This is a genomic window from Desulfatibacillum alkenivorans DSM 16219 (genome assembly GCF_900142135.1).
GTDB classification, from domain to species: domain Bacteria; phylum Desulfobacterota; class Desulfobacteria; order Desulfobacterales; family Desulfatibacillaceae; genus Desulfatibacillum; species Desulfatibacillum alkenivorans.
Genome location: NZ_FQZU01000021.1, coordinates 15,003 through 30,120, shown reverse-complemented (window position 1 = coordinate 30,120; position 15,118 = coordinate 15,003). Strand labels below are relative to the sequence as shown.

Below are 15,118 nucleotides of genomic sequence, written 5' to 3'. Positions count from 1 at the left end.
CTTATACTGAATCCTAAAATGCTTTGCAAGAGAGGGGATCAGGATAGGCGGTTTTTGTAATCCTGATAAGTGAATGTACGCAAGACCTCAATTTCTCCGGTTTTTTTTCGGACGGCGATGGATGGAAGATTGATGCCGTTGAAGGTGTTGTTTTTCACCATGGTGTAATGGGCCATGTCATGGAATACGAGCTGGTCTCCGGGCTTAAGCTCGGCGCCGAAAGAGTAGTCTCCTATCACGTCCCCGGACAGGCAGCTGGGGCCGGCCAGCCTGTACGTGACGGCCAGTTCGCCGGGGGCGCCTGCGCCCTCCACTTCCGGCCGGTAGGGCATTTCCAGGACGTCCGGCATGTGCGTGGCCGCCGAGGCATCCAAAATGGCGATGGGCATCCGGTTGTGCATAACGTCCAGGACGCTGGCGACCAGGACCCCCGCATTAAGCGCAATGGCCTCTCCCGGCTCCAGGTAAACCTCCACCCCGTATTTTTTCTTAAAGGCCTTGAGAGTCGAGCACAGAAGCTCCAGGTCGTAATCCTCGCGCGTGATATGATGCCCCCCGCCCATGTTGATCCATTCCATGGAGCTGATGCATCTCCCGAACTTTTCCTCCACGGCTTTTAAGGTTCGAACCAGGGCGTCCGCCCCTTTTTCACACAGATTGTGAAAATGAAGCCCGGTGATCCCTTCCAGGTCTCCATCCTGAAAATTGTCCAGGGCGACCCCAAGCCGGGAGCAGGGGCCGCACGGATCGTAGATGGCCGTCTCCACCTCCCGGTGCTCCGGGTTGATCCGCAGGCCGCACCGGACGCCTTTTTTAAGCGCCGCGGCCAGGTATTTGTTCTTTTGGGAAAAGGAATTAAAAACCACATGGCCGCAACAGTCCAGCATTTGGCCGAATTCCTCCTCCCGGTATGCGGGGGCGCAAAGATGCACCTCGCCGCCGAACTCCTCGCGCCCCAGGCGGGCTTCGTTGAGGGAACTGGCCGTCACGCCGGGAAGATATTGCCTGATCAAGGGAAAGACCCCGAACATGGCGAAGCCTTTCAAAGCCAGGAGAATTTTCACGCCGGCCTGCTTCTGAACCCGGTCCAGGATTCGGAGGTTATTTTCCAGCAAGGCTTCATCAACCACATAACACGGGGTTTGCTGGGCTTCGAGGCTGTATTTCATCTTGCTCCATGGGTCGCGCAAGCCTGGGCTTGAGCGACATCTTAAAGAAATTTTTCCGTCCAGGGCAGGCCGTGGATGTTCAGCTTGTCCATAAAGGGGCTGGGGTCGAACTGCTCCATATTGAAGACGCCTTTCCCGCGCCAGACGCCGGTGACCATAAGCATGGCGCCGATCATGGCGGGAACCCCGGTGGTGTATGAAATGGCCTGGGCCTTTACTTCCTTATACGCCTGGGCGTGGTCGCAGATGTTGTACACGTAATATTTGCGAGGCTGCCCGTCTTTGACGCCCTCGATCATGCAGCCGATGCACGTTTTTCCCGAGTAGTTCTCCCCCAGGGAGCTGGGCTCGGGGAGCAGCGCCTTCAAAAATTTCAAAGGCACGATTTCATGGCCTTCGAACATAACCGGGTCGATGCGGGTCATGCCTACGTTCTCCAGCACCCTTAAATGGGTCAGATACTCCTGGCCGAAGGTCATCCAGAACCGCATGCGTTTGATGTTGGGAATATGCTTGGTGAGGGATTCCATTTCCTCGTGATACATCAAGTACATTTCCCGGGGGCCAATGCCGGGGAAGTCAAAGGTCTTGTGCACGGACAAAGGGTCGGTTTCCACCCACCGGCCGTTTTCGAAATATTTTCCCCTTTGGGTGATTTCGCGAATATTGATTTCCGGGTTGAAATTGGTGGCGAAAGGATGGCCGTGGTCTCCGGCGTTGCAGTCCATGATGTCCACGTAATGGATTTCGTCAAAATGCTCCTTGGCGGCATGGGCGCAAAACACGTTTGTCACGCCGGGATCGAATCCGCTGCCCAAAAGGGCCATGACGCCGGCCTCCCGGAACCTTTCCTGGTAGTCCCATTGCCACTTGTAACAAAACTTGGCTTCGTCCGGCGGCTCGTAATTGGCGGTGTCCAGATAGTCGGTCCTGGTTTCCAGGCACGCATCCATAATATGCAAATCCTGGTAGGGGAGGGCGACGTTGATCACCAGGTCGGGTTTTATCTCCCGGATGAGGGCGGCCAGTTCCGGCACATTGTCCGCATCAACCTGTTCGGTGCGGATCGGCCTGTCTATTTGCGAGGCGATGGCGTCGCATTTTTCCAGGGTGCGGCTGGCCAGGGTAATGCGCTCAAAAACCTCAGGGACCTGGGCGCATTTATGGGCGACCACCCCGCCCACTCCGCCCGCTCCGATTATCAATACATTGGCCATGTTATAGACCTCCTTGCATGGTTGAAATGACTCCATGGGATGCTTGACTCCACCCGCAAATCTTTAAAATACGACATTGGGGCGGCAGGGTCAAATCCCAAAAGCCCCTGGTTGAGTTTTTTTTATTCCTATGATAAACAATCGCGCCAGGATGGGCTGGGTAATCTGGCCTTGCAGCCCTTTTCATCCTGATACGGGGGGGAAATGCACCACCATTCCGAGCACCGCCGAACTGCGCTGACTTTGCTTTTTCTGTGCTTTGTCGCTTGGGCGGCCCACTATAGCCTGTCGGGCCGGTTTTTACTTTACGAAGACGATTATGCGGTCATGGGCCGCAGCCTGGACATGGACCTGGCGGCCCTGTGGGGGATTTTGCGCTCCCTCTGGCTGGAGTGCCCCATGGCAAGGCCGCTGCATTTTTCCTTCGGCCGCGTGTTCGCCTATCTGGGCTTTCAATGGGCCGGGCTTCAGGGCATGTACGGGATCGCCTGGGCGATCATTTGCCTCAACACCGTCCTTGTTTTCAGCCTCCTGAAAAAGATGGCCCCAGGCGCCGTGGCTTTTTTCGGAGCGCTCAGCTTTTTATTGTTTCCGGCGGACACAACCAAGCCCCTGCTGACCCACGCCCTCATGATTCAACCGGGGGTGACATGCCTTCTGGCCGCCCTGTTGATCTACACGGGGAAACGCCCCTGGCTGTCCTATGTAGTCATCCTCGGCGCCTTGCTGACCTACGAGCCCACGGCCTTGCCTTTTCTTGCGGCGCCTCTGCTGAAAAAGCCCTGGGACAGGCAAAGGATGAAGAAACTGGCCCATCACATTCTGATTATTTTTTCCCTTATGGCTTTGGCGGGAGGAGTTCGTCTTATGGTCCATGAGGCCAGAATGAATGACTTGGCCTCCGGCCATTTGCCGGAGGCGGCGGCCAAAGCTCTGGCTTCCACGGCCATTGGGCCCCTTACCATTATCTGGAGTTATGCGGCCCGGATGTTCGACGGCGCATGGACCGTCAGGCCGTGGGGAGCGTTAATGGGGGGCTTGTTTCTGGTTATGGGGATCCCCCTTGCCATGGCCTTGCAACAGGCCGGCGTTCGCGCACAAAACATCGATCCCCGGATTGTAGGTTTTAAGATCAAGTCGAGAGTTCTTGATTTTTCCTTCCAAATCAACACAACCTTCCATCACCGGGGCATTTTCAGGCTGCTGGTCACGGGAATGGCCATGAGGTTCTGCAGCTATTTGCTGGCTTTTTCGTACTGGCCGCCCATGATTACGGCGGGCAGGGAAACCTGTGTGCATATCGCGGCGTCCGTAGGGTCTTCCATGGTTTTCGCCGCCGTGGCCTGGCTCTTCATGATAGTCTGCAAAGCCTACGAGGGGAGGTGGGGCGGCATATTGGCCCTTTGCGCGTATCTGTCGCTACTGGTTTGCTTTCACACCACGGTTCAGGAGTCCTTTGCCAAAAGCGCCTATCTGCAGCGCAGTTTTTGGCGCCAAACCATTGCCTTGTGCCCCGATGTGGAAGAGGGGACGGTCATTCTCGTCCGGGAGGAAGGATTGCCGAAAGCAAAATATATCCGGTCCAATTTTTGGACGGATCGATTGGTTTTGGAGTTGATGTACGACTTTCCTGCTGAGTGGAAGGATCCTCCCCGATTGTACGTCATGGACTACCGGATCTCCCATAGTTTTCGGCAGAGGCCCAACGGCGAAATTCTGTGGGACCGCCCCGTCCCCCCGCCTGAAAACGTAAGGCCTTCCGTTTTGAAGCCCGGAAACGTGATTTTATTGGAAATGGAGGAGGGCCGGCTTGTTCGCCGTTTCGGCGCCGGCGCATTGGGGCCGGACCTGCGGGCGCAGTTAAAGCCCAAAGGCGATGATTTATTAAACAGCCTTTCCACACGCCCTTTGTTTGCCTTGATCTCTAACAAGCAAACCGGCAAGCCTGACTAAACCCGCCTTGTTGCGGCGCTTTTCGCCCATGCACATTGTCCGTGCAAAAAACTCAAATTTGTGTTGAGATGCGTCTGAATTCTGTCTGAAACACAGGGAAGAGACGCCGCGGCGCCGCTTTTGATTTTAAAACGCCAGACAATGCGGAGATAAGCGATGAAAGAGCAAATATCCACGGACAAGGCCCCGGCCGCCATCGGGCCGTATTCCCAGGCAATCAAATGCAACGGGCTGGTTTTCGTCTCCGGCCAGTTGGCCATCGATCCCGAATCCGGCGAAGTGACGGGGGACGTGAAAGAGCAGACAAAAACCGTGCTGATCAACCTGAGCGCCATCCTGGAGGCTGCCGGAACCGGTTTGTCCAATGTTCTGAAAACCACCGTGTATTTGGATGACATCGGCGACTTTGCCGCCATGAATGAGGTTTACGCAACCTTTTTTTCGGATGCGCCTCCGGCCAGGGCGGCCTTTGAAGTCGCCAGGCTGCCCAAAAACGCGCTGGTGGAAATCGAGGCTGTGGCCGCTGCTGGATAGCCTGAAAATTGTTTTCCATCAGATAGGGTTAAGCCTAAGAACCTGGGCCAGGGATCTGGCGTCCGTGTAATGCATGGGCGCCTGCCTGCCTTCCGCCCACAACTGGGCCTGATTGGCGTAATAGGGGCTCAGGTAATGGCCGGACTGCCCGGGCGGGCTGACGATGGTGGCTTTGTCGTCCCGGCTGAAATCCACTGCCATGCGGATTACGCCTCCCGATCTCATGCGAAAGGGATTCTCGGAATCCCAATCCCAAAAGCCGGAATTGATGGTGTGATGGGAGCCCTGGGTGGGAATGGGCTTGAGGTTGAACATGGGGAGTTTGGAGCCCAAGGGATGATTGAAGTGCATTTGGTGCACCCGGCCCCACTGCCACTGAGCGGGATCGTCGCCGAGCAGATCTTCCAAAACCTTTTTGGTTTGCTTCAGGCTCCTTATAATAATGTCGTTCCTGTTTTCCTTCACGGCCGGCGTGCTTGCATCGTCGTAAAAGGCATGGTCCGGGTCGTGCAGGATTTTGGTCAAAGCCAGATCCGGAACGTAATAAAGGTAGGGTTGGGACAGTTCCTCGGACCAAATCTGCTCCCCCACTTCGTCGCGTAACGTATTTTCCATCATTTTATAATAGAACACATTGAACACCGTCGCGGCGCAGCTATCTACATTGACGCCGCAATTCCAGGCCTTAATCAGATCCCGGCACTCATTGACGCCGTCCGCATTTTTGCACGCTTCCAGCACAAAAGGCTTCCACCTTTTGGCCACCACGGAAATCGTGTCGGTCTGCATTTCCATGATTTTCGACTGATCCACCTTTTGATCGCCCAGTTCCCTGATGATTTCGTCGAATCGGATGGCCCGTTCGAATAAATAATAATTGGTCAGGTGATAAGGCGCATTGCCGGGTTCGTTGTTGAATGAGGCGGTGTAGCCTTTTTCCGGGTTGTAGTCAAAGGGGAGCTTTTCAAAGGGGATGAACCCCGTCCACTCATGCTGCCCGGTCCAGCCGGGGACGGGCAGGGCGCCGCCGCCTGATTTACGGATGGGGGGGCTGGCCGTGAACTGCCAGCCGATGTTCCCGTTTTTATCCGCATACCCAAGGTTGAGGTTCATGGCCTTGACGTTAGACAGGGCCTGCCTGAATTCGTCAAAGTTGGAAGCCCGGTTCATGGCCAGCAAGCCGTGGATGTCCCAGGGCTTTTCAATGTCCAGGGCGGCCCATTGCATGGCGCAGTTTTCGGGCGCCAAGGGCATAACCTCGGAGATGACAGGCCCGTGCCGGGATATTTTTATCTCAAGGGGGAGTTCTTTGAATTCATCCCCGTCTTTCACCCTGATGGTTTCCGAGATCAGGGCGAAGTCCTTGTATCCCGCTTCCGTCAGGTACTGTCCCGGGTTATCCGGATTGATATTCTCCACAAAATAATCCAGCTCATCGCCCCGGCCGTTGACCGCGCTCCAGGCGATATCGCCGTTAAATCCCAAGGGGCCGATGCCGGGGCAGCCCGGCAGAGCGCCGCCCATGACGTTATAGTCCCCTCCGTTAAGATGCATGATGTAAAACAAGGCGGGGAGGGTGGGCTCCAGGTCGGGGCTTCCTGCAAACAGGGGCTTGCCGGACTTTGTCCAGCTTCCGGAAAAAATCATCCAGTTGCTTGCGGGAATCTCCATGTCGAAAAATTCGTTGATCCCTGGGCCTTTCCTTGAGGAAACGCCGGTAAGCACGGCCTCCCGGGCGCCTGGATCAAAGCTCGCCGGCCTGGCGCCGGTAAGGGTGGGCGCAAAATCAGGATAGGAGGGAATAAGGGCCCCTAAAACCTCCTCGCCGGCCTTTTGGCCGATCTGATGCAGCACCAGGTCGATTTTTTTTGAGCGGGTGAGGCTGTAGGACATTAAAAGGGTTATGACGACGCTGTCTTCGGGCGTCCATTCTTGAGGCCGGGCGCCCAAAAAGAGATACTCCCGGGGCAGGTGCTTGGCGGTTTCAATATAGGCGTTGACGCCTCGGGTATAGTCCCGAATGGCCTGGGCGGTGCGGGGAGGCAGGCTGGCCATGACCTCCTGGGCTCTCCGGTAAAAGCCCACGGTGCGAAGGAATTTGTCCTTTGCCAGGGTGACTTCTCCCAAGACTGAGGACAACTCCCCCCGGCCGGCCAGACGGGCCAGATCCATTTGGAACAACCGCTCCCGGGCGGTTAAATATCCTTGGGCGAAAAAAAGGTCTTGTTCGTTTTTTGCAAAAACATGAGGTATGCCGAACTCATCCGTGTGGACTTCCACAGGCTCTGATAAGCCTTCGAGGCTGAGGCTGCCGGCGTACTCGGGCAGCGCTATGCGAAAAAACAAGTGATAAAGCGGCGGCGCGGCCAAAACAAGTATTACCAGTCCGAACAAGAGATATTTTAGGGTCTTCATGCCTCACTCCAAACGCTGCCGAGTCTTTCCTCATGCGCCTTCGCCTGCGCAAACCGCCGGTCCGCCTTTATTCCTTCAGTTCCCGCAGGAGATCCAAGGCTTTTTTCTGCCTTTCGGGATCGCGCACAAAGGTGTGGATGATCGTCAGGATGTTGTAGCGCCCCTGCACCACCAGGTCCCGATCGCTTAATTCCCCCTCAGCCCACAGTGCGGCCACGGAAAAATAATTGCGGTACATCAGGATGGCTGCGGTTTCCAAATCCACGTCGCCCCAAAGAAGCTCCTTGTCCACTGCGGTGTTGAGCGTGTTCAGGAATTTTTGCGTCCGGCGCTGATGCATTTCATGGGCCGCGCCTGACCCCATGCGATGAAGCGAGGCGCTGGCCTGGATGGCGGGCTTGAGCAACTTTTGATTGTCAAAAAACACCTTTTCCATCGCTCTCAGCAAAATGATGTAGTACGAAGGCTGCCATTCCCCCTCGCACATGGCCCGCTCCACGTCTTCCAGGGCTTTTTCAATGCCCTCCGTGCCCTGCTCGAAAATGGCCAGGACCACGTTTTCCTTGGCGCCGAACAGGTTGTAGATGGTCCGCAAAGCCAGGCCCGACTCCTGGGCCAGCTTGCGCATGGAAAGCGCTTCCATGCCTTCGTTCAATATAAGGGACCGGGCCGCCTCCAGAATGCGCTTTCGATTGATTTCCGGGCTGGATAATCCTTGATTTGACATTGTATTTCCTAAAATCAGCTTAAGATTTTGATAGTTTAAAACGGTATGACAACGTGCTTCCGCTGGTCAACCAATATTTCACCGGAAGACGCCCACCGGCCCTGCAATACCAAGGATAGGGGCAAAAATCAAAAAAAGCCGGATTTGGGGCTGCCTACGCTTAATCCGCCGCTTGCTGCAAAATGTATAAAGCATCCTCCAGGCCGATTTGAACGCCTGAAAGAGGCCTGGCGTCCGTGCAATTTCCGATTTCCGGAGATAGACCAGCCAAGACTTGCAAGGCGATGACCGCATCCGGCAAATCCGGCCCGTTGCTGCAGTTGAAATTACAGGGCTTTAAATCCATTTCAACGTCTAAACGGACGGCATCCCCCTCTTGAACCATAATCCCTGAAACTGTCTTGGTCTCGTACCCGGCCGCGGAAAAGGTCAAGGTGTAGGGATCGTCGCTGGGCAGGAGGATGCGATGGTAGTCCCCTACGTCCGGATCGGTGTACACTTTAAAATCCGACTCCCAGGAACCGCTTTTCGCTGTGATTGCCGCCGTGATGGGCAAGCCCGTCTCTTTGTCCGTCACCACGCCCCGCACGCCCCTAAGCGCCCATTCCATGTAGGCGAGCAGGGAAGCGCGGTTGTCGTCCCAAAGGCCGTCCATGTAGGAATAAGGGGGCTTTTTGTAATTGCTTACTTCCAGAGTGATTTCCATACACCCCATCCACACATAGTTCCAGTCCTGCATGCCTCCATAAGCGGTATACCAGTCCGCACCATTGGTGATGCCCTGAGAGAACTCTCCATTATACATGGGCGAGTTTAACGTGGAATAAGCCAACGAAAGTTCGATAAACAAGTCGTCGTCATCGCAAGCCGTGTAAACATAAGCGCCGGATGAGTTGCTGTCGTAGGGATAATTGGCCACCAGAGCGCCGCCATGTATATTGGCGGATAGTGTGGATGACTGCCCAAAGGCCCAGGTCATGATTCGCTGAACTTCAATCGGCCGGGGATCTCCGGTATAATTGACCAGTGTGTTTGCCGGATCGTCTATCCGGTCCGGGAAATTACGGTTGAGGTCGTATCCAATGCCTTGCATATTATATCTTTGGTTGGCTGTGTATCCGTCCGGATTCATAAGGGGCATGATCCAGATCTCCATGCCGTCAATCAACCTGGTTATATCGGCGTTTGTTCCGTAATTGCTCAGCATGTGGTCGATCAGCCGGAGCATGAGGTCCGTGCCGATTTTTTCATCCCCGTGCATGGTGGAAATATATTTAAACTCAGGTTCGTCCTCTTCCACGTCCACATTGTCGGAGATTTTCAGAAACAGCAGCTTGCGGCCTTCGTAAGAGTCGCCTATGTCCACGACTCTGGAAATAGAGGGGTAACTGCTTTCAAAGGCGCTCAGCGCGGAAGCAACTTCGGCGTAAGTGGGGTAGTCGGTGTAATTGGCGGAGTCCAGTTCAGCGTCTTTTCGTGTTTCGCCCGCAACCGTCTCAGCCGCAAAGCCTTGATTCAAAATGCTTTGAAATTGAACTTCCGTCACATAGGCCCAGATCGTGGTTCCGTTGCGATTGGTGACGTTAACGCCGCTTTTCGTCAACCGGGAGGCCTGGGCTTTGGATATATCCGTAATCTTGATTTCAAAGACGGGGTCAATATGGTCTGCGTTGGCGCGGCTTGGAAAAGCAAAGAATACTGGGGACGCCAGAAGGGCTGTTAAAACAAAAAACAAAAAGCAACGGCAAAGCCGTTTATGGAGAAACCGGGGCTTATTCATGGGTTCCGACTCTGGATGCAAACAGTTGACATGGCTCCCGTCCGGTAAAAACGCACCATAGCCTATCCTTCCTGACAACCTCATTGGCAATAACCGGGGCGCTAAGCCCGTATTGCCGGGCAAAGGGCGTAATGTGCAATTACAATGCCATGTGCAATAAAACATGGCGGCCCTTCGCCCTGATTTCAGGCGCATGGAAAACGGGAGCCTGATTCTGCGGAACCCCCTTAATCCCGCAGCTTGTTTGTGGCGTCTCCCCCCTCTATCATGGATTGCAGAACCTCTTTTTCTTCCTGGTTGGGAAGAACTCCCCTTAGGTCTGCTTTTAAGAAGCAATCATTGTTCCGGGAAGGTAAACCCCTTACGCTTGATCACCTTGACGCAGGCGTCCACGACGGCGGGGTCGAAAATCGTGCCCTTTTTGGTGATGATTTCCTCCAGGGCTTTGTCCATGCCCAGGGCCGGCCTGTACGGCCTGTGAGACGACATGGCCTCCACCACGTCCGCCACGGCCAGGATTTTGGCTTCCAACAGGATTTCATCCCCGGAAAGGCCCTTGGGATAGCCGGACCCGTCCAGCCTTTCGTGATGCTGGATCACGATGTCGGCGATGGGCCAGGGGAATTCCACCTTTTTCAGAATGTCGTATCCGACTTCCGAGTGGGTCTTGATGAGGGTGAACTCCGTGTCCGTAATTTTACCCGGCTTGTTCAAGATGGCCAGGGGAATGGCGATTTTGCCGATGTCGTGGATAACGCCGGCCATTCTGAGACCGTCCATTTTACCCTTGGAGATGTCCATTTCCTCGCCGATGGCCACAGCCAGCTTCACAACCCGCCTTTGATGGTCGGCGGTGTAAGGATCGCGAATGTCCAGGGTGTTGGCCATGGCGGTGATGGTGCCTTCCATGGCTTTGCGGAGCATTTTCAGGTTGGACCGGAGCTTGCCGGTGGTGGCTTTGTGCTCCAGGATCTCCATTTCCAGGGCCACGGTCCTTTCCACCACCTTGGCTTCCAGGCTGTCGTTCAACTCTTTAAGCTGCTTTTCCGCTTCTTCCTGAGCCGAGACCTTTTTCTCCAGTTTCTGGGTGATTTCCTCCAGGGCTTCTTCCGTCTGGGTCAACTCGTAGTTTCTCAGGACCGAGTCTTCGTAGATGGAAAGAAGCAGCCCCAGCATCTGGCCCGGCGTGGACTTGACCGAGTACTCCTTGCCTTTGAAGGTAAAGTCCAGGGACGGGATGGCGTCCGGGTCCAGCCCCACAATGGGGGTCATGAGATGGTGCTCGATTTTTGACGAAAGAAAGTAGCCGTTGTAGGGCTTGGTGACGTAACAGTCGCCCCTGGCGCTCACCCCGCGAATAACGTCGACCGGATCTGACAGGGAGGTCAGCAGGATGACCGGTATGTGCATGAGCTCCGGGTCGTTTTTTACGGCCTCGCAAAATTCGTAACCCGACATTTCAGGCATTTCAATGTCCGTGATGATCAGATTGGGCGGATCGGCCTGGCACATTTCCAGGGCCTCCTTGCCGTTGGACGCCGCCATCACCTGGTATTTTTGTTCTTCCAGCAATATTTGCAGTTTGAGGGACTGGGTAGGGCTGTCTTCAGCAATGAGAATTTTAGTTTCCGCCTTGTTGATTACGCTCATATTACTTGTCCTTCCGAGAATAGATCCTCTTGCTTTACTTCTTGTCCACCAGGGAATTTAAAAAAGCGGCTATTTCCATGGGATTCATGATTTCCTTGGCGCCATTCAGGCGTATAGCCTCTCCGGGCATGCCGTGCACCACCGAAGACTCTTCATCCTGGGCGATTGTGATGGCGCCTTTGTCAAGCATTTCCTTCAGCTCGGCCGAGCCGTCCGACCCCATGCCGGAAAGCAGGATTCCCACGGCTGAATCTCCGTAGCTTCTTGCCACGGAGGTGAATAAGAATGATACTGAGGGGCGAACCCCATTTTCCAAGGATGCTTTGGATAATACCACCTTCCCGCTTTTCATGACCCCCATATGATAGTCGTCGGGGGCGAAATAGACATGCCCGGGTTTAATGATGCTTCCGTGATCAGGAATTTCAACCGGGAGGGAGCTTTCTTTATTCAACCAACCCACCATACCGGATAAAAAACCCTGGGAAATATGCTGGACAAACAAAATAGGCAAATGAAAATCGCGCCTGATGTTCGTCAAAATGGTGCGAATGACCGGAGGCCCTCCCGTGGAGGCGCCTACGGCGACAAGTTTGATTTCCGCCTTTTCCTTCGCCGGCATGGGCGCGGGGGAAGGGGGCAGTTCCGGCGTTACTTTTCTAAGCCTGGAGGAGCGCCGCACCACTTTGACTTCGCTCATGAGCTTGACCGTGGAAATGAGCTTGCGGCACATCTGGGCGTATTCAGGATGCCCCGGGCCCTTGGGTTTTTCCATGGCGGCCACGGCGCCGGCCTGCATGGCGCGGAAGGTGTTCTCCACATGGTCTGCCGAAAGCAGGGTGCTGTTGATGACAATGGGAACCGGGCTTTGCTCCATGATTATTTGCGTAGCTTCAAACCCGTCCATTTTATCCATATGGATGTCCATGATAACGACATCAGGCTTTTTTTTCGCCGCCATATCAACGGCCTGAACGCCATTGTGGGCCATGCCCACCAAGTTCAACTCACCGTCCGATTCGATAATGGCGGCGAGTTGCTCTCGCACTGTGGGAGAATCGTCCACAACCAGAACTTTTATCATCCCAACCTCTCAATTAGATCAAACGATCAATGACTTCCAATAGATTACTTTGATCAAAACTGGCTTTAACAATGTACGCGTTGGCGCCGACCTCGATGCCGCGCTCCTTGTCTTCCTTGGAGTCCAGGCTGGTTACCAACACCACGGGGGTTTCCGCGCGGGATTGGTGCCCCCTGATTTTTGCAGTCAACTCAAATCCGTTCATGCGAGGCATTTCCACGTCCGAAACCACGGCGTCGAAGCCGCCGGTCTCAAATATATTATAGGCTTCCAGGCCGTCAACAGCCGTGGTGACTACATAGCCCGCCGCTTCCAGAATATTTTTTATAAGCATCCGGGACGTAATGGAGTCCTCGGCGATGAGTATGGTCCGTTTTCTGGCGGAGTCCTTGTCTCCTTCCATGGCTTCGCCCATGGCGGCCCGGAAGCTGAGCGCGGCGCTCTTCATAAGATCCGATACATTGAGCACAGGCACCACCTTGCCGGAGCCCAAAATCGTGGCGCCCGCCACATTGGGAACCCGGGCCAACTGGCGGCCAAGGCTCTTGACCACAACCTCCTGCTCGCAAACCACCTGGTCCACCGAAAAAGCCATGCGTTTGTCGCCCGCCGCCATAATAACCAGGGTCAGGAGGGGCTCGCGGTCCTTTTCCAGGGAGGCTTCCAGACTCAGGACGCCGCCCAGGTTGGCGACGGATAAAATCTGGTCGTTGATCGTTACGGAAGCGCGGTTTTCCACGGTTTGAATTTCTTCCCTGGGCAGGCGAAGCACCCTCTCCACCTGTGCGCCGGGCACGATAAAAGGCTGTTTTTCCGCTTCAATAAGAACGCCCCGGAAAGTAGCCAGGGTGACCGGCAGGCCGATCTTGAAGCTCGTTCCCACGCCTTCTTCCGTCTCCACGGAAAGAACGCCGCCCAGCTTCTCCACGGTTTCCGCCACAATGGCCATGCCAAGGCCCCGTCCGGAAATCTCTGTGATAATGGGGCTGGTGGAAATTTCGGAGCGGAAAATCAGGCTGACGGCCTCCTGATCCTGCATTTGCTCCGCTTCCTGTTGGGTGATAACCCCCTTTTTGACGGCTTTTTCCTTGAGGCGGGGAAAGTTGATGCCGCCGCCGTCGTCCTTCAGCAGAATTTCCACCTTGCCGCCTTCGTCCTGCGAAACCGTCAGGTTGATGGTGCCCGCACGGTGCTTGCCTCTTTCCACCCGTTCTTCGGGCGTTTCCAGGCCGTGGTCCACCGAGTTGCGCAGCAGGTGAATGAAGGGGCTTTTCATTTGCTCCAGAATCCGCCGGTCGATTTCAATTTCGCCGCCCTGAAGAATAAGATCCACTTCCTTGTTCTGATTGCGGGAAATATCCCGGATCATGCGCGGAAAGCCATCAAACAAAGTGGAAAAGGGGAGCATGGTGACCCTTTTTACTTCATCCAGAAGGTCGTCCGCAAAACGGGAAAGGTTGCGATGGTCCTGTTCCGAGGCCTTGGTCAGGTTCCGGATTTCGTGGCCCAGGTTTTGAACGTGGTTCTGGTTCCAGTCCAAAAATTCCATGATCTGAGCCAGATGACCGGCGCCGCGATCGCTGTCGCCCTGGACGCCTTGCTGCTGAACTTCCCTGCGCAGCCACCGGATTTCCGTTTTAAAGCGGGCCCACTTCTTTTCCCAGAGCTCAATGCCCGAAGCCGTATCTTTCAGGTTTTGGGAATGCTGCAGAGAAACCAGTTTTAAAGAAACCAGCTCCTCGGCCTTCAGCAGAATGGAGTCCAGCTTGGAGGTGGCGATGCGGACGGTTTCCGCCATTTGCGAGCGGACGGCCGCTGCTTCTCCAGGCCGGGGCGTTTTGGAGGAGGCCGGCTTGGCGCTTTCCTCTTTGGGCGCGGCTTCCTTGGCCGCTGGCTTGGCCTTTTTGGCCGCCTTGGGTTTGGCCTTGGGCTCCGGTTCAGGCTCCGGCTCCGGTTCCGGCTCCGGTTCAGGCGAAGACGCCTTTAGGGGCTGGTCTTCCTCCTCGTCAAAATACTCGTACTCTTCGTCCTCGTCATCCTCGTCGTCGTAAAGGCCGCCGTAATCCTCGTCATCGTCCTCCGCGTCCTCCGCGTCCTCGACGTCTTCGGGCTCCTCCGCTTCCGCAGCGGCCTCCTGAACTTCTTCAACCTGATCCGTTGCGTCGTCATCCCCTTCAGATTTGCCGTCGCGCCAATCCATAAGCCTTTTGGTTACGTCGGCCATTTCGTCTTTATTGGCGTTGGGATCTTCGTCAATATTGGCAAGGCAGTTTTCAAAGGCGTTTACGGAATCATGCAAGGTGTCAAAAAGTTCCGTGCAGAGTTCTATTTCCCGCCTTTTAATGCCGGCCAGGACGCTTTCCGCCACCTGGGCCAGGGATTCGATTTCCTTGAGGTTGACGGCCCGGGCCGCCCCCTTCAAACTATGGGCCTCACGGAAAACCTCTTCCACCAGGGCTGCCTGGCTTTCGGGATCCTTGGCCTTTTCCAGCCCAAGAAGCCCGGATGACATGTTTGCCAGGCGCTCGTCAGCTTCCAGCCTGAACGCGCTCCGAAGTCTTTTTAACAGTTCCTCTTCATTCATAACTC

Annotated in this window: 10 protein-coding genes; 2 read left to right on the top strand and 8 right to left on the bottom strand. The window is 55.2% G+C overall.

Translation table 11 applies throughout. From position 1 onward, the window contains the following. Positions 1-38 precede the first annotated feature (38 nt). Together nspC and BUE18_RS16200 are read right to left on the bottom strand one after the other, a co-directional pair. Positions 39-1,169, bottom strand: coding sequence for a carboxynorspermidine decarboxylase (gene nspC, locus BUE18_RS16205; protein ID WP_073477245.1), 1,131 nt, complete (start codon positions 1,167-1,169; stop codon positions 39-41). 41 nt (positions 1,170-1,210) lie between these two features. After that, entirely contained in the window at positions 1,211-2,386 is a 1,176-nt protein-coding gene (locus BUE18_RS16200) for a saccharopine dehydrogenase family protein (protein WP_073477244.1), read from the bottom strand. Positions 2,387-2,590: 204 nt separating this feature from the next. On the opposite strand from BUE18_RS16200, the gene BUE18_RS16195 reads away from it, so the two are divergent. Further along, positions 2,591-4,339 (top strand): hypothetical protein, encoded by a 1,749-nt coding sequence (locus tag BUE18_RS16195; protein WP_073477243.1) that lies wholly within the window; start codon positions 2,591-2,593, stop codon positions 4,337-4,339. Positions 4,340-4,495: 156 nt separating this feature from the next. Next, on the top strand, positions 4,496-4,873 hold the full coding sequence (locus BUE18_RS16190; RefSeq protein WP_073477242.1) for a RidA family protein: 378 nt from the start codon (positions 4,496-4,498) through the stop codon (positions 4,871-4,873). A gap of 18 nt (positions 4,874-4,891) precedes the next feature. On the opposite strand, the gene BUE18_RS16185 is transcribed toward BUE18_RS16190, so the two are convergent. The 6 genes from BUE18_RS16185 to BUE18_RS16160 all read right to left on the bottom strand — a co-directional run bounded on the left by BUE18_RS16185 (position 4,892) and on the right by BUE18_RS16160 (position 15,113). Then, on the bottom strand, positions 4,892-7,288 hold the full coding sequence (locus tag BUE18_RS16185) for a penicillin acylase family protein (RefSeq protein ID WP_073477241.1): 2,397 nt from the start codon (positions 7,286-7,288) through the stop codon (positions 4,892-4,894). A 67-nt stretch (positions 7,289-7,355) separates the two neighbouring features. Further along, positions 7,356-8,015 (bottom strand): TetR/AcrR family transcriptional regulator, encoded by a 660-nt coding sequence (locus BUE18_RS16180; RefSeq protein ID WP_073477240.1) that lies wholly within the window; start codon positions 8,013-8,015, stop codon positions 7,356-7,358. 160 nt (positions 8,016-8,175) lie between these two features. Further along, on the bottom strand, positions 8,176-9,795 hold the full coding sequence (locus BUE18_RS16175; protein ID WP_073477239.1) for a M14 family zinc carboxypeptidase: 1,620 nt from the start codon (positions 9,793-9,795) through the stop codon (positions 8,176-8,178). 336 nt (positions 9,796-10,131) lie between these two features. Then, complete coding sequence (locus BUE18_RS16170; RefSeq protein ID WP_073477238.1) at positions 10,132-11,445, bottom strand: HD domain-containing phosphohydrolase; 1,314 nt, start codon at positions 11,443-11,445, stop codon at positions 10,132-10,134. Between the two features lie 34 nt (positions 11,446-11,479). Then, positions 11,480-12,529 carry a chemotaxis-specific protein-glutamate methyltransferase CheB gene (gene cheB, locus BUE18_RS16165; RefSeq protein ID WP_073477237.1) on the bottom strand — a complete coding sequence of 350 codons (1,050 nt, stop codon included), beginning with the start codon at positions 12,527-12,529 and terminating at the stop codon, positions 11,480-11,482. A gap of 13 nt (positions 12,530-12,542) precedes the next feature. Further along, positions 12,543-15,113 (bottom strand): hybrid sensor histidine kinase/response regulator, encoded by a 2,571-nt coding sequence (locus tag BUE18_RS16160; protein WP_073477236.1) that lies wholly within the window; start codon positions 15,111-15,113, stop codon positions 12,543-12,545. Between the last annotated feature and the right edge of the window lie 5 nt (positions 15,114-15,118).